The sequence below is a fragment of the Dactylosporangium sp. NPDC005555 genome, assembly GCF_040605635.1.
Lineage (GTDB): Bacteria > Actinomycetota > Actinomycetes > Mycobacteriales > Micromonosporaceae > Dactylosporangium.
The window spans coordinates 1-19,167 of record NZ_JBEXDG010000062.1 but is presented as its reverse complement, the minus strand read 5'-3'; the positions used below and the strand labels follow the sequence as shown (position 1 = coordinate 19,167).

At 72.0% G+C, this 19,167-nt stretch carries 13 protein-coding genes; 7 read left to right on the top strand and 6 right to left on the bottom strand.

Going from position 1 to position 19,167, the window contains the following annotated elements; genetic code table 11:
* Nucleotides 1–16 precede the first annotated feature (16 nt).
* From ABZS58_RS41915 to ABZS58_RS41895, 5 genes are all read left to right on the top strand, one after another.
* Nucleotides 17–1,087: an adenosine deaminase gene (locus ABZS58_RS41915; RefSeq protein WP_354789467.1), complete on the top strand. Its 1,071-nt coding sequence runs from the start codon at nt 17–19 to the stop codon at nt 1,085–1,087.
* 300 nt (nt 1,088–1,387) lie between these two features.
* Nucleotides 1,388–4,801 carry a sensor histidine kinase gene (locus ABZS58_RS41910; RefSeq protein ID WP_354789466.1) on the top strand — a complete coding sequence of 1,138 codons (3,414 nt, stop codon included), beginning with the start codon at nt 1,388–1,390 and terminating at the stop codon, nt 4,799–4,801.
* Complete coding sequence (locus tag ABZS58_RS41905) at nt 4,798–5,202, top strand: roadblock/LC7 domain-containing protein (RefSeq protein ID WP_033358336.1); 405 nt, start codon at nt 4,798–4,800, stop codon at nt 5,200–5,202. The genes ABZS58_RS41910 and ABZS58_RS41905 overlap by 4 nt, the downstream gene beginning before the upstream one ends.
* Nucleotides 5,203–5,297: 95 nt before the next feature.
* The gene (locus ABZS58_RS41900) at nt 5,298–5,675 is read left to right on the top strand and encodes a DUF742 domain-containing protein (protein ID WP_354789464.1); all 378 of its coding nucleotides are present in this window, start codon (nt 5,298–5,300) and stop codon (nt 5,673–5,675) included.
* Nucleotides 5,656–6,258 carry an ATP/GTP-binding protein gene (locus ABZS58_RS41895; RefSeq protein ID WP_354789463.1) on the top strand — a complete coding sequence of 201 codons (603 nt, stop codon included), beginning with the start codon at nt 5,656–5,658 and terminating at the stop codon, nt 6,256–6,258. The genes ABZS58_RS41900 and ABZS58_RS41895 overlap by 20 nt, the downstream gene beginning before the upstream one ends.
* Before the next feature lie 638 nt (nt 6,259–6,896).
* On the opposite strand, the gene ABZS58_RS41890 is transcribed toward ABZS58_RS41895, so the two are convergent.
* From ABZS58_RS41890 to deoC, 5 genes are all read right to left on the bottom strand, one after another.
* Nucleotides 6,897–10,421, bottom strand: a complete 3,525-nt coding sequence (locus tag ABZS58_RS41890) for a hypothetical protein (protein ID WP_354789462.1) — start codon at nt 10,419–10,421, stop codon at nt 6,897–6,899.
* A 236-nt stretch (nt 10,422–10,657) separates the two neighbouring features.
* Nucleotides 10,658–11,851, bottom strand: a complete 1,194-nt coding sequence (locus ABZS58_RS41885; protein WP_354789461.1) for a DNA primase — start codon at nt 11,849–11,851, stop codon at nt 10,658–10,660.
* Nucleotides 11,852–11,943: 92 nt separating this feature from the next.
* Nucleotides 11,944–12,819 carry an aldehyde dehydrogenase family protein gene (locus ABZS58_RS41880; RefSeq protein ID WP_354789459.1) on the bottom strand — a complete coding sequence of 292 codons (876 nt, stop codon included), beginning with the start codon at nt 12,817–12,819 and terminating at the stop codon, nt 11,944–11,946.
* Nucleotides 12,809–14,239, bottom strand: coding sequence for an aldehyde dehydrogenase family protein (locus tag ABZS58_RS41875; RefSeq protein WP_354789457.1), 1,431 nt, complete (start codon nt 14,237–14,239; stop codon nt 12,809–12,811). Before ABZS58_RS41875 ends, ABZS58_RS41880 begins: the two co-directional genes overlap by 11 nt.
* Nucleotides 14,240–14,243: 4 nt before the next feature.
* Entirely contained in the window at nt 14,244–15,179 is a 936-nt protein-coding gene (gene deoC, locus ABZS58_RS41870) for a deoxyribose-phosphate aldolase (RefSeq protein ID WP_354789455.1), read from the bottom strand.
* A gap of 24 nt (nt 15,180–15,203) precedes the next feature.
* Here deoC and upp point away from each other — a divergent pair, with 24 nt between their 5' ends.
* Together upp and ABZS58_RS41860 are read left to right on the top strand one after the other, a co-directional pair.
* A complete protein-coding gene (upp, locus tag ABZS58_RS41865) occupies nt 15,204–15,836 on the top strand; it encodes a uracil phosphoribosyltransferase (protein WP_354789454.1) in 633 nt (210 codons plus the stop codon).
* 90 nt (nt 15,837–15,926) lie between these two features.
* Entirely contained in the window at nt 15,927–17,087 is a 1,161-nt protein-coding gene (locus tag ABZS58_RS41860) for an endoglucanase (protein WP_354789453.1), read from the top strand.
* On the opposite strand, the gene ABZS58_RS41855 is transcribed toward ABZS58_RS41860, so the two are convergent.
* Nucleotides 17,084–18,694: a phospho-sugar mutase gene (locus ABZS58_RS41855; protein WP_354789451.1), complete on the bottom strand. Its 1,611-nt coding sequence runs from the start codon at nt 18,692–18,694 to the stop codon at nt 17,084–17,086. The two genes, ABZS58_RS41860 and ABZS58_RS41855, sit on opposite strands and share 4 nt — an antisense overlap.
* Between the last annotated feature and the right edge of the window lie 473 nt (nt 18,695–19,167).

Genomic DNA, 19,167 nt, shown 5'->3' with positions numbered 1-19,167 from the left:
CTACTAGTGTCGTTCCATGGTTGCTCCCACCTACGACGAGATCCGTCGCGCGCCGAAGGCCCTCCTCCACGACCACCTCGACGGGGGCCTGCGCCCCGCCACGATCCTCGACCTCGCCGCCGCCATCGGCCACGAGCTGCCCGCCGCGACCCCGGAAGGGCTCGGGGAGTGGTTCGTCGCCGCCGCGGACTCCGGCTCGCTGGAACGCTACCTGGAGACGTTCGCCCACACGGTCGCGGTGATGCAGACCAGGGAGTCCCTCGCCAGGGTCGCCCGGGAGTGCGCGCTGGACCTCGCGGCCGACGGCGTCGTCTACGCCGAGGTGCGCTTCGCCCCGGAGCAGCACCTCGCCCAGGGCCTCGTGCTGACCGAGGTGGTGGAGGCGGTCCTGGACGGCTTCCGGGAGGGCTCCGCCGAGGCGGCCGCCGCGGGAAACCCGATCAGGGTCGGCACGCTGCTGACCGCCATGCGGCACGCGGCCCGCTCGATGGAGATCGCCGAGCTGTCGGTGCAGTACCGCGACGCCGGCGTGGTCGGCTTCGACATCGCCGGCGCGGAGGCGGGCTACCCGCCCACCCGGCACCTGGACGCCTTCGAATACCTCCAGCGCGAGAACTCGCATTTCACCATCCACGCGGGCGAGGCGTTCGGCCTGCCGTCGATCTGGCAGGCGATCCAGTGGTGCGGCGCCGACCGGCTCGGACACGGTGTGCGCATCGTCGACGACGTCGCGCCGGACAATTCCCTCGGCCGGCTCGCCGCGTACGTGCGGGACAAGCGCATCCCGCTGGAGCTCTGCCCGTCGTCCAACGTCCAGACCGGCGCCGCCGCCTCGATCCGGGAGCACCCGATCGGGCTGCTGCGTGACCTGCGCTTCCGGGTCACCGTCAACACCGACAACCGGCTGATGAGCGGGACCTCCATGAGCCGCGAGATGACGCTGCTGGTGGAGGCCTTCGGCTACGGATGGTCCGAGTTGCAGTGGTTCACGGTGAATGCAATGAAAAGTGCCTTCATTCCGTTTGATGAGCGCCTCGCCTTGATCAACGACGTGATCAAGCCCGCATACGCGAAGTTGATGTCGTGACTTTGTCCGCATTTGTCAGCCACCATCATCCGCGTGTATCGGGTAAATCGCCCAGCGTAAGGGAACGATGGGATGAAGTTAGCTGTAAACGGACTTTTTTCTTGAGCTGAAACATAACGGCTACCGGGAGGCCTGGGCTTTCTTCTTGCGACGGGACATGGTGGAATCTCGGAGGTTCGGCCCAGTAGGGTCGGCCGGTCGCGGGTGCCTGCTGATGCACGAGGCCCCGGTTCGGAGGGCGGTGAAGTGAGCAAACGGCCAACGACGCGGGAGCCGGTCTCGTCGCGTCTGCGTCTCCCGGTGGGCCGGCTCCGAGACCTGCCGATCTGGTCGAAGCTCGGCCTCATCATGATCGTCCCGATCATCGCGACGATCGTGGTCGGCACCAACGGTCTCGTCAACAACATCGGTCAGGCCAACGACGCCGACCGTGCCCGGACCCTGTCGGGTCTGTCGGCCCAGGCCTCGGCCCTCGTGCACGAGCTGCAGAGTGAGCGCGCCAACGCGGCGCTGCTCCTCGGCGTGCTCGACCAGCAGCCCGTCGCCGTCGAGGCGCGCGCCACCTTCGACCGCCAGGTCCAGAAGTCCGAGGAAGCGAGCAAGGGCTACCGGCTCACCCGGTCCGGCCTGGCCGACCCGCCGGAGGACTTCCGCAAGCAGCTGGCCTCGATCGACACCCAGTTGCTCGACCTTCCGGGGATGCGCAAGCAGATCTCCGAGGGCGGCAAGGAGATCCTCGCCAGCACCGTCGTGAGCAGGTATCGCACGCTCATCGACGACCTGCTGAGCATCCGCGACGCCGCCGCCGAGCTGTCCAACAACCCGACGCTCGGCGCCGACATGCGCGCCGCCGCGGCGATCTCCGAGATGAAGGAGCAGGTCTCCCTCGAGCGGGTCGTCGTGCTGCGGGTCCTGACGAGCAAGGCCTTCACGCCGCAGCTGCGCAAGGAGTTCAACGCCTCGATCAACGGCCAGGAGCAGGCCGAGGAGCAGTTCCGGGTCGTCTCCGAGCCGTGGCACCGCGACCTCTTCGACAAGAAGATCGCCGGCTCCGACCTGCGTGAGGCCGCCAAGTTCGAGGGCCAGCTCACGCCGCTCACCACCGAAACCCTGCCCGGCGGCCTGTTCAGCCCGGCCGACTGGGACAACTCGATGGTCAACAAGGCCAACCTGCTGCGCGGCATCGAGGTCGAGTTCGACGAGCACAACATCGAGGCCGCGACCGCGCACCGCAACGACCTGCAGCGCCAGGTGCTCGTCACCGCCGGTGCCCTGCTGGGCATGCTGCTGCTGGCCATCCTCTTCGCCTGGATCGTGGCCCGGTCCATGGCCCGCTCGCTGCGGGAGCTGCGCCACGGCGCGCTGACCGTCGCGCAGTACGGGCTGCCCCAGGCCGTGCAGCGACTGCGTGACCCGGCCCTGGCCGGTCAGATGTCGCCGCACCAGCTGGCGTTGCAGATCGCGGAGCCACTCCCGGTCCGCAGCCGCGACGAGTTCGGCCAGGTGGCCGAGGCGTTCAACGCCGTCCACCTCGAAGCCGTCCGCACCGCCGCCGAGCAGGCCGCACTGCGCGCCAGCGTCGCGACGATGTTCGTCAACCTCGCCCGCCGCTCCCAGATCCTGGTCGACCGGCTCATCGGTCACCTGGACCGCCTGGAGCGCGGCGAGGAGGACCCGGACCGGCTGGCCGAGCTCTTCCAGCTCGACCACCTCGCCACCCGGATGCGCCGTAACGACGAGAACCTCCTGGTCCTCGCCGGCGCCGACTCCACCCGCATCCAGCGCGAGCCCGCCCCGCTCATGGACGTGCTCCGCGCCGCCCAGTCCGAGGTCGAGCACTACACGCGCATCGAGTTCGGCATGATCGACCGGGACATCGAGATGGCCGCCCACGCGGTCAACGACATGGTCCACCTGGTCGCCGAGCTGCTCGACAACGCGACCGCCTTCTCCCCGCCGGACTCGGCGGTCATCGTGGAGGCCCGCCGCGTCGGCGACCGCGCCGTCCTGCTGGTGGAGGACCACGGCATCGGCGTCTCGCCCGAGCAGCTCAACGAGCTCAACGAGCGCCTCGCCAACCCGCCGATGGTCGACGTCGCCGTCTCCCGGATGATGGGCCTCGTCGTGGTCGCCCGGCTGGCCGCCCGGCACGGCGTCAAGGTCGAGCTGCGGGCCGCGCGCGAGCGCGGCACTATCGCCGACATGACGCTGCCCGCCGGTGTCCTCGTGCCGCGGGCCCTGTCCGGCCGCGCCAACGCCGGCATGCCGACCGCGGGCATGCCCGCCGTCGGACCCAACGACACGGTCCAGGCCCGGCCGATCCCGTCGACGCCCGCGCCGCGCTCCCCGCTCGCCTCGCCGCTCGCGCTGGAGAGCGGCCCGGCGCCGATCGGTGGCGGCGGCAACGGTGGCGGGCCACGCTTCGGCACGCTCACCAGCAGCGGCCTCTTCGGCGCCGGCCCGCACACGGGTGAGCGGCCGACGGTCAACGGCTTCGCCAACGGCGCCCCGCCGCGGCGGGAGACGCCCCCGGCGTCCAACGGGCAGCCTCCGTACGGTGGCGGCAATGGTGGACCCGGCGCCTTCCACGACGGCGGGTCTCGTGAGGTCGGCCCCGGTCCCCGTGACGGTGGCTTCGGCCCGCGGCCTCCGGCGCAGCAGGGTCCCGGTGCCGGTCGCAGCCTGCCCGCATGGTCGGACCTGACCGGCGTCGACGGCGAGGGTGACCAGGACCGCCGGTCGCCCGGCGACCTCAACCCGCTGCCGCAGCGCCGCGCCAACGAGAACTGGACCGTCGACGGCGAGGTCGCCGAGGACGAGGTCAGCGGCCAGATCCCGCGGCAGCGCCCCGAGGCGCCCGGCCCGCGCGGCTATGACGCACCCGCGGCGTACAACGCCGGTGGACCGCCCCCGGCCGCGGCGGCACCGCCCGCCTGGCCGCCGGTCTCCTCTGGTCCCGGCGCTCCCGGAGTTTCGCAGCAGCCCGATCGGTACGCTGCCGCGGATCCCTACCGGCAGCCCGAGCCCTCCGCGGTCCCGGTCGACATGACCGCGGAGATCCCGAAGGTGCGGCTCGACTGGGACCCCTCGGCCTCCGACAGCGACGCCGGCGACTCCCGCCAGCGCTTCGTCGACGAGACGATGGAGCTGCCGATCTTCCGCGAGCTGGAGTCGGCCTGGTTCCAGACCACCAGCAAGGCGCCGAACTTCGACGACGAGCCCGTCGCCGCCGCACCGGCGGCCCCGGTCGCTCCCGCGGCGCCGGCACCCATGTCGAACGGCGCCTCGACGCGGCCGGTCGAGGTGACCTACAGCGACACGGCATACGTGCCGCCGCAGCGATTTGAAACCCGGGTTCCGGGTGAAGCTTCGCGAGGTTCGGCCGACCGGGGATCCGGCGGTCCGGCGGTAAACTGGCAGACTGCGGCAGACGAAGGATGGCAGGCGGCCGCCGCACTCGCCGAGGAGCAGGAATTTGCGACGACCGACACGGGTTTGCCAAAACGCGTGCCGCAAGCGCAGCTGGTCCCCGGCGGGGTGGAGAAGAACCCCGCCACGGTCCACCGGCGGACGCCGGAGTCCGTGCGTGGTCTGTTGTCCGCGTATCACCGAGGCGTTCAGCGCGGCCGCACCCGGTCCGACGACTCGAAAACCCCGGAGCACACCTCGGCCGGGCCTCAAAACTCGCAGGTTGGCAAGGAGCAAGAGGCATGACATCTACGCAGGATCTCGGTTGGCTGCTCGCCAACTTCGCGGACCGAGTGCCGGGCGTCGCCCACGCGGTAGCCGTCTCGGCAGACGGTCTGCTGTTGGCCGCCTCTCGTGACCTGCCGCGCGACCGTGGCGACCAGCTCGCCGCGATCGCTTCCGGCTTGGTGAGCCTCACGCAGGGCGCTTCCCGCTGCTTCGAGGGCGGTGCGGTGCTGCAGACCGTCGTCGAAATGGACAACGGCTTCCTGTTCCTCATGTCGATCTCCGACGGCTCCTCGTTCGCGGTCCTCGCGGCCCGGGCGTGCGATGTCGGCCAGGTCGGCTACGAAATGGCGCTGCTGGTCGACCGGGTCGGTGACGCATTGACACCGCCACCCCGGCCGACCGCATCGATGCTCGGTTGAGACTGAACTAGGTGCTTTACGCATTAGCGGACGTAATAACTGTTGACGCATCAGCTGTTGACGAGGCCCGACGAGTGAGGAGGTGAACGGCGACCATGGCCGAGCGCGATGAACCAACCGGCGCGTTGGTCAGGCCGTACGCCGTCACCCGAGGTCGCACCCGGCCCAAGCTGGACATTGCGATCGAGGCGCTGGTCGAGACCACCGTGCGCGGGCGCGCGGCCAACTCTCGGCCGGGCGGTGCTCACGGACAAGAACAGCAATACATTTCCACGCTTTGCGACGGTCGCTTGCAGTCTCTCGCTGAGATCGCGGCGCGCATGCAGCTTCCGCTGGGTGTCGCGCGCGTCATCGTGGCGGACATGGCTGCCGACGGACTCGTCGCGGTGTACGAGCCGACCTCGCTCGACGATAACGAGTCGGTGGGCACAGAACTGCTTGAGAGGGTGCTGAGTGGACTTCGGAGGCTCTGACGTGGCAGTCCGCCCAGGGCGGGTCACGTCAGCGAAGATCGTCATCGCCGGAGGGTTCGGCGTGGGTAAGACCACACTCGTCGGATCGGTCTCGGAGATCACGCCGCTGACCACCGAGGCCATCATGACGTCCGCCGGCGTCGGTGTGGATGACACTCGCAACGTCCCCGGCAAGACGACGACCACGGTCGCGATGGACTTCGGTCGTATCTCGATCGACCGTGACCTGATCCTGTACCTGTTCGGCACCCCCGGCCAGACCCGTTTCTGGTTCATGTGGGACGAACTGGTCCGCGGCGCCATCGGCGCTGTCGTCATGGTGGACACGCGGCGACTCGCCGACTGTTTCGCCGCGATCGACTTCTTCGAGCATCGGCGCCTGCCGTACCTCGTGGCCATCAACTGCTTCGACGGCGTGCAGTATCACAACGCCGACGACGTCCGTGAGGCGCTGGCCATCTCCAGCGATATCCCGGTCGTCTCCTGCGACGCACGCTCCCGCGAGTCGACGAAGAACGTCCTCATCTCCCTCGTCGAATACGTCCTCTCGATGCGTCGCACCCGGGCCACGGCCCCCGCGTAACGCACCACCCCTCTCCCGCACGCTCCGCGCGCGCACCGTTTCCGCCTCCTCAGCAGGGCGGCCACGGTGCGCGCTCGTTTCTGCCGCCCTCGTCAACGGCGCGGACGCTCCCGTTTCCCACCCTCCCTCAGCGGCCCGGGTGTTCCCGTTTCCCACCCCCTCCCCCTCAGCGGCGCGGGTGTTCCCGTCTTCCCACCTCTTCAACGGCGCGGATGCCCCCGGCACCGGAGCCGCTTCCCGGTGCTGGGCCGCCGTCGAGGCGGCTGGCGCAGCGGTCCCCGTCCACTGCCGTGTTTGACGGTCCGGTTCGTGCCAATGCCATGTGGTGGTCCGGTCGGTGCCTGGGTAGCGCCGAGGGTCGTGCGGTCGCTGCGGTGGATGGGTCGGCGAACGTGCCGTAAGGCCGCCTGAGAAGGCCTGAGGCGCCCGACGGCCGCCGGGACGCGTTCGGGTGTGGGTGGCGGCATCGCGGAACGCTCCGTCGCGCTGAAGGACATCCTCGCGGTCGCCCCATGCCCCGTCCACCGGCAAGGGCCGACATGGACGTTGCGAAGCCGTCGAGTCACGCACGGCAACGGACCCGGGCAAACAGCAAGGGCCGCCCTCGAACATCGAGGACGGCCCTTGCCAAGAGCGATCTAGCGGCGCGCCGAGCGGTATTCGAACTCGCGTTCCTGGTATTCGCGGCTGGCCTCGCGTTCGCGGCTGAAGTCCCAGCCGCCCGCGGCCTCGCGACCGGGGCGGCCGCCGACCGCGAAGCCGCCGACCTCCTGGCCCCGGCGCCAGCCGCGGAAGTAGCCGGTGGTGTGCGCCGCGATCTGCGCCGCGTCACGGACGATGCGCAGCGGACGCTCCGGGGAGTTGATCGGCGAGCCGGGCACCAGGTTCTGCTGCGGTACGCGCCGCGGCAGGCCCGTCGAGGTCTCGTCGCCGAGCTTCGGCTGGCTGGCCTCCTCGGCCAGGCGCCAGGCGGAGTCGTTCTGGTTCTCCCAGCTGACCGCGGGGCGCTCGGCCGCCGGGGCCTCGGCCTCGCTGTCGGCGTCCCAGTCGGTGAACCACGCGGATCGTGCCGCGGCGAATATCAACAGGTCACCGTCCGCCTCAGCGGAGGCGGAAGTGGAACCGGAGCCGGAGCCAGGACCAGAGGCGGAACCGGAGCCGGCAAGAGCGGAGGACTCCGCGGCCGCGGCGCGGCGGCTGCGGCCCGCGCCGGTGCCGCTGCTACGGGCCGTGGCCCGCTCGGCGGCGGGGCGGTCCTCGACGAGGCGCAGCGCCGGCGGCTCGAAGCGGAACTCGCCGCTGTATTCACCGCTGAACTCGTCGCCGTAGCCGGTGAGCGCCGGGTCCGGCACCGGGGCGGGCTCGACGAGGCGCAGACCGGCGGGCTCGGCCGGCAGGTCGCCGGTCTGCCACGGCGGCGGGACGCGACCCTCACGCTGGCGGGGCAGCTCGACTGGGCGCTCGGCCCGGGACCGCTCCGACCGGGGGATCTCGGTGCGGGGGGTCTCGGCGCGCGACCGCTCGGACCGCGGGATCTCGGTCCGCGACCGCTCCGAGCGGGGGATCTCCGTCCGGGACCGCTCGGACCGCGAAGGCGTCGCGGCGGACTCCGAAGCGGCGGGGGCCGCCGGCTCGGAGCGGGAGCGGCGTCCGGTCGAGGCCGGCTCGTCGGCACGACTGGCGCGCCGCCCACGCGTGGGCTCCGCCCCGGTCTGCGAGGTCTGTGCGGTCTCGGAGGCGGCCGACCGGCTGAGGTCGGACCTGCTGAGCAGCTCGGAGCGCTCGGACCGGCGGCCGAAGTCGCCGGTGGTCTCCAGGTCCTGCAGCTCGGCCGGCGGCTTCGGCAGGTCGCTCATCCGCGGCAGGCTGCTGAGGTCGGACGCCGGGGTGGCGAACGCCGACGTCGTCATGTTCAGCGGGTCGCCGTCGAACGCGTCGGTCGCGTCCGCGCCGGCCGGCGGCCAGCTGGTCCGCGACGCGGGCGCCGCCGTGGTCGGGGCCAGGGTCGGCGGCTCGCCGAGGGAGCTGAGGTCACTGAGCCTGATCGCGCCGCTGTCGCTCTCCTGTGCGGCCGGAGGCGCGGAGGAGGGGCGGGTGAAGTCGAAGCCGGTGTCGGCCAGCAGCGGGGCGATGCCCGGCGGAGGCGGCGGCATCAGCGACGCGAACGTGGGCTGCTCCGTGGCGGCCAGCGGCGGGATCACCGGGGCCGGGGCGACCGGCGGCGGCGCGACCGGGGCGGGCGCGACGGGCAGGGGAGCCACCGGCACGGGCTGCGGCGGCGCCGGCTGCAGCGGGACCGGGATCGACTGCATCGAGGCCGGGACCGGCTGCTGCTGGTACGTCGGAGGGATCGGCGGCGCGGGCGCGTAGGTCGGCGTCGGCGGCTGGTAGGCGGCCGGCTGATACGGCGGCGTGGCCTGTGCCGGCCCGCCCGGTGCGTCGAACGCCCCCGGGAAGGTCGGCGTGTAGCCGGGCGGCGTGGACGTGACCGGCTGCCCGTAGGGGGCCGCGGCGGGCTGATACCCGGGCGGCGTCGAGGTGACCCCGTATGCCGGCGGTGTCGAGGTGACGCCATAACCGGGAGGGGTCGACGTGACGGGCTGCCCGTACGCCGGCGGGGCGGAAGGCACCTGCTGCCCGAAGGCCGGCGGCGTCGACGTGACCGGGGGACCGAACGCCGGGGGCGTCGACGTGACCGGAGGCACGTAAGCGGGCGGCGCGGAGGTGACCGGAGGACCGAACGCCGGCGGCGTGGAGGTGACCGGAGGCGCGTAAGCGGGCGGCGTCGAGGTGACCGGCTGGCCGGGCGGCGTGTAGCCGGGCGGCGTGGACGTGACCGGCTGTCCGTAGGAGGCCGCCGCCGGCTGATACGCGGGAGCGGTGGCCGGCGGGGCCGAGGGCACCGCGGGCGGACCGGACACGACGGACGCGGCCGGAGGAGCGGAGACCGCCGGCGGCTGGGCCTGCGCGGGTGCCGCCTGCGCGCGACGGCGTCCACCGGTCGCCTGCGCGGCACTGGTGCGACCACCGGCCGGCTGCGCGGGGAAGGCCGCCGCGGTCGACTCGGCGGCGCGGGCCGCCTCGGCGGCACGGGCGGCGACACGGGTGCGGGTCGGCGGGGCGTCCTGCCCGACGGCGGGCACGGCACCGATCGTGGGCACGGCGGCGGGCGCGGCGGCCGGCGTGGCCGCGGGCGGCGCGGAGCGCAGCGGCGCGACCGGGGTCAGCGGCGAGCCGGTCCGCTGGCGGCCGGGCTGCCGCGACGGGCTCATCTTGTCGGCGAGGACGCCGACGAGCGAGGCGGCGGCGGCGTCGCAGGCGCGGACCGCGGCGACGGACTGGCGGATGGTCTCGGCGACCGCGGCGGTGAGTGCCCGGTTGATGCCGGTGCGGCGGGGGGTCTCGGCGATCGCGACCCGCAGCGCGGTGATGGCCTCGCCGAGTGTCACGGCGTCGGCGACCCCGCCCGCGGCGAGCTCGCCCGCGACTTGGGCGTCCCGGTTGCGCCCGGCGGCGCCGCCGCCGAGGATGCCCGGCTCGGGCAGCGCGTCGAGGATCGCCAGCGGGATGGCCTCGGCCGGGTCCGGGTAGGCGCGTAGCGCGGCCGGATACAGCTCGCGGAGCACCTCCCGCAGCGTCGCCGCGGCGCTCTGCCGGCCGGAGACGACGGCGGCGTGCGCGGCGAGGACCGGCTTGAGCGGCAGCATGTCGCGCGGCGGGGACTGCCCGACCGCGGAGAGCACGCCGGCCTGCAGCGCCCGGGCGAGGCCCACGGCGCGCCGCTCGGCGGCGTTGGACTGGATCTCCTCCGGCGACTCGTCGTCGGCGAAGCGCTCGGCATAGTCGTCGGCCGAGTCGTCGTCGGTGAAGGCGAGGTTGCGCCCGGCGGCGGTCAGCAGCTGGGTGACGACGTGGTCGTCGCTCTCGGCCGCGACAGCGACCCCCCCCTGCCCGCCGGAGCGTTGCGCGAGCAGCGCGCTGAGCTCGGCGTAGCCGCCGGCGTCGTCGCTCACCTCGCAGATGTCGATGAGTCGGCCGGCGTCGTCGACGACCGCGACGGTCAACCAGATTTCGGAGCTTGACTGCGGCTCGGCGAGATCAGCCGACGCCAGACCGCAGTACACCCGAACGAGCGCCACCGCGTCGTCCTCCTCTCGGGACATCAGTTGAGCTTTCACCACGTCGGCGGGGACGTGTCCCGGCGCCCCGCCGTGTGTGTTGCCGCAGGTCAAACTGAACGACCTCTACTAAACAGGTTGCGGGCGGATGACGCGATCAGCCGTTTCGGTTGAACTGCCTCATCGGCTGATCGTCGCGCACCGCAGCACCCGTCCGGTCAAAGGCCGGGCCGTGCCCGCCGTGCCAGAATGCCCACGGCTTAGATCCTGTCGGTCACAAATCAATCACGCCAGTCCACGGCGGCAGAAATCTTGCCGATTATGGTCCGCCAGCCGAGCGCTGCCTGTTGTGCCCCGATTTTCTTGAGCCGCCGCTTGGCGAAGAAGCCGCCGACGCCGCCGCCGACCGCCGCGCGAAGCGCTTCGTCGAGGTCGTCGAGGGGGGAGTCGGCGGCGAGGGCGGTGCGGACGGGCTCGAGCCGCAGCGCGTGCGCCAGGTCGCGGGCGACCTCGCCGGCCGAGATGAGCAGGTCGGCGTCCCACGCGTCCTGGCCGCCGCGGAGGTTCTCCACGACGAGGTCGAGCTCGTAGCGGTCCTCGTCCTTCGGCGCGACCGAAGAGGCGGTGATGCGGGTCTTCAGGCTGTCCCACGTGTCGAGCTGGCGCAGGTCGTGCTCCGCGTCGGACTTCACGAACTCGACGAGCCCCTCGGCGCTGCGGAAGACCAGCAGCTTGCCGCGGTGGCTGAGGAACGCGGGAACCTCCTCGGGCTCCTCCTCGTCCTCCTCCTCGTCGTCGGCGATGACGTCGGCCTCGGCCTCCTCGTCCGCCTCGGCGTCGTCCGCCTTGTCGGTGTCGTCGTCGGCGTCGTCCGATTTGTTCAGGTCGACGGCGTCAGCGTCGTCGGCTTCGGAGTCGTCGTCGTCCGAGTCGCGCGACTTCTTCGCCGGCTTCGCCGGCTTCGCCGTCGAAACGGCCGGCTCCTCGTCGGCGAACAGCTCCGCGTGCTCGTCGAGGATGACGACCTCGTCCTCGTCGGCGTCCGCCTCGCGGCGGTGGAGGATCGCGAAGTCGTCCTCCTCCTCGTCCAGCTCGGTCGGGGTGAGCTCGGTCGACAGCCGGTAGGCCCGCAGCGTGTAGCCGACGCCGGTGCGCAGCGCGATCTCGACCGGCTCGACGTTGACGTCGCTCCACATCGCGTCGGCCTGCGCGGAGCGCTCCTTGCGGTTGTCCTCCTCGTCGAGGTCGGCGTCGTCGTCCAGGGCGTCCTCGACCTCGTCGTCCTCGACCGCGTCGACGTCCTCGACGACGTCGGCCGTGGCGGTGGTGTCCGGGATCTCGGGAGCCTCGGGAGCCTCGTCGAGCGGCTCCTCGACGGAGGCTGGCTCAGCCGCGGCCGGCGTGCTCTTCTTCGCTGCCGCTGGGCGCGAGGACGCCGGACGTGATGAGGACGGACGGGAAGACTGGCGGGCCACTGTAGACCTCCGTAGTCGGCTCGGCGTGCGGGCACACTGCTCACTTACATGGCCTCGCGCACAAACACCCTAGTGTGCCCGGTCTGCGACGGTCAGACCCCCTTGGGGTGCCAGACCGTCTTGATCTCCAGCAGTGCCAGCATGCGGGACACCCCGGGGTCAGCGGTCCAGTCGGGGTCAGCAGGTCGGATCACCCGCTTCAGGTTCTCCGCGGCCGCGACCTCCAACTCCTTCGCGAGAGTGTCGTCCGTCACACCGGTGAGATCGATGGCGTTGACGTCCATGTGCGCCGCGAGCCACGGCGCGATCTCCGTGACCTTCCCGGTGAGCATGTTGACGACCCCGCCGGGCAGGTCGGAGGTGGCGAGGACCTCGGTCAGGGAGATCGCCGGCAGCGGCCGGTCGGTGGAGGCGACGACCACGACGGTGTTGCCCGTCACGATCGCCGGCGCGATCACGCTGACCAGCCCGAGCAGCGACGACGCGGCGGGCGCGACGACGGCGACGACCCCGGTCGGCTCCGGCGCGGACAGGTTGAAGTAGGGCCCGGCGACCGGGTTGGCCCCGCCGTGGATCTGCGCGACCTTGTCCGACCAGCCCGCGTACCAGACCCAGCGGTCGATCGCGGCGTCCACCTGCGCGGCGGCCTCCTTGCGCGGGACGCCCTCGGCGGCCTTCACCTCGGCCACGAACTGGTCGTGCCGGCCCTCGAGGACCTCGGCGACCCGGTAGAGGATCTGGCCGCGGTTGTAGGCGGTCGCGCCGGACCACTTGCCGGCGGCCGCGCGGGCCGCCTTGACCGCGTCGCGGGCGTCCTTGCGGGAGCCGAGCGCGGCGTTGGCGAGGAAGTCGCCGGAGGCGGAGTGCACCTGGTAGGACCTCCCGGACTCGCTGCGGGGAAACGCGCCGCCGATGAAGAGTTTGTAGGTCTTGCGGACGGCGAGCCGTGCCGGTGACTCAGTGCTCAAGGTAGGCCTCCAGCCCGTGACGGCCGCCCTCACGCCCGTAGCCGGACTCCTTGTAGCCGCCGAAGGGTGACGTCGGGTCGAACTTGTTGAACGTGTTGGCCCACACGACGCCCGCCCGGAGCTTGTCCGCGACGTGCAGGATGCGGGACCCCTTCTCGGTCCAGATCCCGGCGGAGAGCCCGTAGGGCGTGTTGTTGGCCTTTTCGACGGCTTCGTCGGGGGTACGGAACGTCAGCACCGACAGGACGGGCCCGAAGATCTCCTCGCGGGCGATCCGGTGCGCCTGCGTCACGCCGGTGAAGATCGTCGGTGCGAACCAGAAGCCGCGCGCCGGCAGCTCGCACGGCGCCGACCAGCGCTCGGCGCCCTCGTCCTCGCCGATCTGCGACAGCTGCCGGATGCGGGCCAGCTGCGCCGAGGAGTTGATCGCGCCGACGTCGGTGTTCTTGTCCAGCGGGTCGCCGACCCGCAGCTGCGCCATCCGCCGCTTCAAGGCGTCGAGGAACTCATCGGCCAGCGACTCCTGCAGCAGCAGGCGCGACCCGGCGCAGCAGACGTGCCCCTGGTTGAAGAAGATGCCGTTGACGACGCCCTCGACCGCCTGGTCGACGGCCGCGTCGTCGAAGACGATGTTGGCGGCCTTGCCGCCGAGCTCCAGGGTGAGCTTCTTGCGGGTGCCGGCGACGGACCGGGCGATGGCCCGCCCGACCTCGGTCGAGCCGGTGAACGCCACCTTGTCGACGCCGGCGTGCTCCACCAGGAGCCGCCCGGTGTCCCCGGCGCCGGTGATGATGTTGACGACGCCCGGCGGCAGCTCCGCCTGCTGGCAGATCTCGGCGAAGAGCAGCGCCGTCAGCGGCGTCGTCTCGGCCGGCTTCAGCACGACGGTGTTGCCCGCGGCGAGCGCCGGCGCGATCTTCCACGCCAACATCAACAACGGAAAGTTCCACGGGATGACCTGAGCGGCGACGCCGAGCGGCTTCGGGTCCGGGCCGAAGCCGGCGTACGGCAGCTTGTCGGCCCAGCCGGCGTAGTAGAAGAAGTGGGCGGCGACGAGCGGCACGTCGACGTCCCGGGACTCCCGGATCGGCTTGCCGTTGTCCAGCGTCTCGAGCACCGCCAGCTCCCGGGCCCGCTCCTGGATGATCCGGGCGATGCGGAAGAGGTACTTGGCGCGTTCGCGCCCCGGCATCGGGCCCCACACCGTGTCGAAGGCGCGCCGGGCCGCCAGCACCGCCGCGTCCACATCGGCGGTGTCGGCCGTGGCGATGTCGGCCAGGGCCTCCTCGGTGGCGGGGTTGACCGACTTGAACGACTCACCCCGCCCGTCGACGAAGGCGCCGTTGATGAACAGGCCGTAGGAGGACCGGATGTCGACGACCGAGCGTGACTCCGGCGCGGGTGCGTACTGAAAGTCCATCGCCCTAGTCCAAGGTGAAGTAGTCGGGGCCCGCGTAGTGGCCGGTGGCGAGCTTGGTCCGCTGCATGAGCAGGTCGTTGAGCAAGGTGGAGGCGCCGAAGCGGAAACGGTCGGGCTCCAGCCAGTCGGGCCCGGCGGTCTCGTTGACCATGACCAGATACTTGATCGCGTCCTTCGCGGTGCGGATGCCGCCGGCGGGCTTGACGCCGATGATCCGGCCGGTCGCGGCCCGGAAGTCGCGGACGGCCTCCAGCATGACCAGCGTCACCGGCATCGTCGCGGCCGGCTGGATCTTGCCGGTGGAGGTCTTGATGAAGTCGGCGCCGGCCAGCATCGCCAGCCAGGAGGCGCGGCGCACGTTGTCGAGCGTGGCCAGCTCGCCGGTCTCGAGGATGACCTTGAGGTGCGCGTCGCCGCACGCCTCCTTGATCGCCACGATCTCGTCGTGGACCTCGGCGTAGTGCCCGGCGAGGAACGCGCCGCGCTTGATCACCATGTCGATCTCGTCGGCGCCGTCGGCGACCGCCGCGCGGGTGTCGGCGAGCTTCACCGCCAGCGGCGCCTGTCCCGACGGGAACGCGGTCGCGACGCTGGCCAGGTGCACCCCGCTGCCGCGCAGCGCCTCGGCGGCGACGGCGATCATCGACGGGTACACGCAGATCGCGGCCGCGCTGGGGCACGTGGGGTCGGCGGGGTCCGGCCGGACCGCCTTCGCGCACAGCGCCCGCACCTTGCCGGGCGTGTCGGAGCCTTCGAGGGTGGTCAGGTCGACCATGCGGATCGCCAGGTCCAGGGCCTGCGCCTTCGCCGTCGTCTTGATCGACCGGGTGCTCAGCATGGCGGCGCGTTGCTCCGCGCCGACCTGGTCGACACCGGGCAAACCGTGCAGGAAGGTCCGCAGGGCGCCTTGTGAGCGCGCGACCTCGGCGGTGAGGGTCATGGCCTGAGTCTAAGCTCAGTCCCTGTGGACGTACTCGTGGTGGATCACCCCTTGGCCAAGTCGCGACTGACCGCGATGCGTGACGAACGGACCGACAACGGCCAGTTCCGTGCCGCGTTGCACGAGCTCACCACGATGCTCGTGTATGAGGCCGCCAGGTCGTTCGCCACCGAGCAGTTCCAGGTCAAGACCCCGGTCGCGATGGCCGAGGGCACCCGGCTGGCCAACCCGCCGCTGCTCGTGCCGGTCCTGCGCGCCGGGCTCGGCATGGCCGACTCCGCGCTCGCGCTGCTGCCGGAGTCCTCGATGGGCTTCGTCGGGCTCGCCCGCGACGAGGAGACCTACGAGCCGCGCGCCTACATGGAGTCGCTGCCCGGCGTCCTGACCGGCATCCCGGTCCTGGTGCTCGACCCGATGCTCGCCACTGGCGGCTCGCTGCTGCACTGCGTGCGGCTGCTCGTCGACCGCGGCGCGACCGACATCACGGTCCTGTGCGTGCTCGCCGCGCCCGCCGGCATCGAGCGGCTCGCCGGCTCGGGGCTGCCGATCCGGCTCGTCACGGCCGCGATCGACGAGAAGCTCAACGAGCGCATGTACATCGTCCCGGGCCTCGGCGACGCGGGCGACCGGCAGTTCGGCGGCATGCCCAGATTCTGAAGTCCGGCTTAAGCTTCGTCGCCGGATCGGGGGATATCCGCTGCTCGGCCATTGCCTCAGGGGCCGAGCAGCGGCCTACGGTGACCGGCGATGAAGCACCGACGTTCCTTCCTTCGCACCCATCCGGTCCTCGCCGTCGTCGTCACGGTCGGGGTCCTCGCCGGCTCCGGAGCCCTGGCCACCGCGGCCGCCACCAGACCCGAGGCCCGGACTCCTTCGTCGGCGGCGCAGCCGGTACCGGCGACGCCGAACGCTGACAAGGCCGGCCTCGGCACGGCGGTCACGCCCTCGAAGACAGCGGGGAAGCCGCCCGCGTCGAAGGCGGGCGGACGCTGCGGCCTCGACGCGAAGCTCGTGCCGGGCTGCGGGCTGCTGTGGGGCGTCGCGCCGGGCGCGTTCACGGACCTGAGGTCGTCGCAGGCCCTGGCGAACTTCGAGCGCACCACCGGCCGGCCCGCCGACATCCTGCACTCCTACCACCGCGGCGACGAGGTCTGGCCGACCGCCGACGAGATCGCCGTGGTCGAGCAGTCCCGCAAGCGGATCCTGTTCGCCAACTGGAAGGTCGCCTGGGACACCACCTGGGCCGACGTGGCCGCCGGCGGGCAGGACGCCCGCATCGACCGCGCCGCGGCCCGGCTGAAGGCGTTCCCCGGCAAGCTGTTCGTCGCGCTGCACCACGAGCCGGAGAACGACGTGCGCGCCGGCGGCGGCATGACCGCCCGCGACTACGCCGCGATGTACCGGCACACGGTCCTGCGCCTGCGCGCCGCCGGCGTCACCAACGTCGTCTTCGTGATGGTCTACATGGCCTACGAGCCGTGGTGCGTGCAGCCGTGGTTCGGCGACCTGTACCCGGGCGACGACGTCGTCGACTGGGTCGGCATGGACCCGTACCTCTTCGCCAGGCCCGGCGGCTACGGCCACGGTGACTTCGCCTACCTGGTCGACCGCACCTCGGACCCCGCGAAGTGGCCCGGGTTCTACACCTGGATCACCCGCACGCACGGCAACAAGCCCCTGATGATCGCGGAGTGGGGGGTGTACGAGCACGCCGCCGACCCCACGAAGAAGGCGTGGATCTACTCGACGGTCCGCCAGCAGCTCGGCCGGTTCCCGGCGATCAAGGCCCTCGTCTACTTCGACTCGCCGAACGCGCCGAAGGGCGACACGCGGCCGGACAGCTCCCAGCCGGCGCTCGAGGAGTTCCGGAAGCTGGCCGCGTCGACGACCTTCTCGGTGACGCTCTAGAGCCCCAGCGCCTGCGCGGTCTCCGTGCGCAGGGCGACGAGGGAGGCCCGGGCCTTCTCGCGGGCGGCGGCCACGTCCCCGCCGGTGACCGGCTCGACGACCTCCAGGTAGGCCTTCAGCTTCGGCTCCGTCCCCGACGGACGCACGACCACCCGGGTCGTGCCGGCCCGCACGATCAGCACGTCGGCGTCCGGCAGCAGGTCCTCGACCGCGCGCACCGGCTCGTCGAGCAGCGCCGCCGGCGGGTTGCGCCGGATCGTGGCCATCGCGGCCGCGATGTCGGCGAGGTCCTCGACGCGGACACTGAGCTGGTCCGTCGCGTGCACCCCGTGCAGCAGGGCGAGCTCGTCGAGGCGGTCGCCGAGCGTGCGCAGCTCGGCCTTCAGTCCCGCGGCGAGCTCGCACACCAGCAGCGCGGCGGTGATCCCGTCCTTGTCGCGGACGTGGCCGGGGGCGACGCAGTAGCCGAGCGCCTCCTCGTAGCCGTAGACCAGGTCGTCCCCGGCCCGCACGATCCACTTGAAGCCGGTGAGCGTCTCGCCGTAGCTCACCTCGTGCGCCTCGCACATCCGCGAGAGCAGGCTCGAGCTCACGATCGTCGTCGCGTACCGGCCCTTCACGCCGCGGCGCATCAGGTGGTCGGCGAGCAGTACCCCCACCTCGTCACCCCGCAGCAGCCGCCACTGCTGCCCGTCCGTCCTTGTCGTGCGCACGGCGACCGCGCACCGGTCGGCGTCGGGGTCGTTGGCGATCGCGATGTCCGCGTCCGCCTCATCGGCGAGCGCCAGCAGCAGGTCGGTGGCGCCGGGCTCCTCCGGGTTGGGAAACGCCACGGTCGGGAAGTCCGGGTCGGGCTCGGCCTGCGCCGCCACGACCGCGGGCACCGGATACCCCGCCTCGGTGATCGTCCGGACGAACACGTCCCTGCCGACGCCGTGCATCGGCGTGTACGCGACGACGAGGTCCCGGGGCACCTCGGGGTCGACCACCCGCAGCGCCCCGTCCACGTACGCGTCGAGCACGTCCTCGCCGAGGATCTCGCCGGGGTCGCCGAGCGGGACGTCCCGCAGCGGCCCGACGGCCCGGATCGCCCGCTCGATCTCCCGGTCGGCGGGCGGCACGATCTGTGAGCCGTCGCCGAGATACACCTTGTAGCCGTTGTCCTGCGGCGGGTTGTGGCTCGCGGTCACCATGACCCCCGCGGCCGCGCCGAGGTGCCGCACCGCGAACGCCAGGACCGGCGTCGGCAGCGGCCGGGGCAGCACCAGCGCCCGCCGCCCCGCCCCGGTCGCGACCCGGGCGGTCTCCTCCGCGAACGCTTTCGAGCCGTGCCTGGCGTCGTACCCGACGACGAGCGGCCCCTCGGCCCCCGTGTCCGCCAGCCACCGGACGAGCCCGGCCGCAGCACCCCGCACGACGGCGAGGTTCATGCCGTTGGGCCCGGCCCGCAGCGGCCCTCGCAGCCCGGCGGTGCCGAACGTCAGCGGTCCCGCGAACCGGTCCTGCAGCTCCCGGCGATCGTCGAGGACGGCCCGCAGCTCGTCCCGGGCGGCGGGGTCGGGATCGTCGGCCAGCCAGGCTTCCGCCTCGGCGCGCAGCTCACTCATCCGTTGTTCTTAGCATTGTTACCCGCGTGTCGCCCTCGCCGACCGCTCACTGCGCTGTTTCCCGCCGGTCGCCTTCGGCGATGGCTCGCTGCGCTGTTTCCCGCCGGTCGCCTTCGGCGATGGCTCGCTGCCCCACGCTTCGCGCGGGTCCCGCCGGGGGGATTCTCACCCCCGGAACCCCCCAATGCGCCGCTCCGCGACGCACTGCCGGCTTGCGCGGCAGACTCACACGCGTGCGCGTGGCATCCCGGTGGCTGGGCGCCGCGGCCATCTTCCATGATCCGGAAGACATTTTGCCGCTCTGACGCAATGCCGGTGAGTTAAGCGTTCAGGGTGATGGATGGGGCTGGATGGTGACTGTGAAGGTTGCTGTCCAGCTTCGTTGTTTGCGGCCGGGTTGTTTGGTGGTGCGGTCGCTGATGCGGTTGCGGCGGTTGGGGAGGGTTTGTTCGAGGATGCGGGTGTGGAGTTGG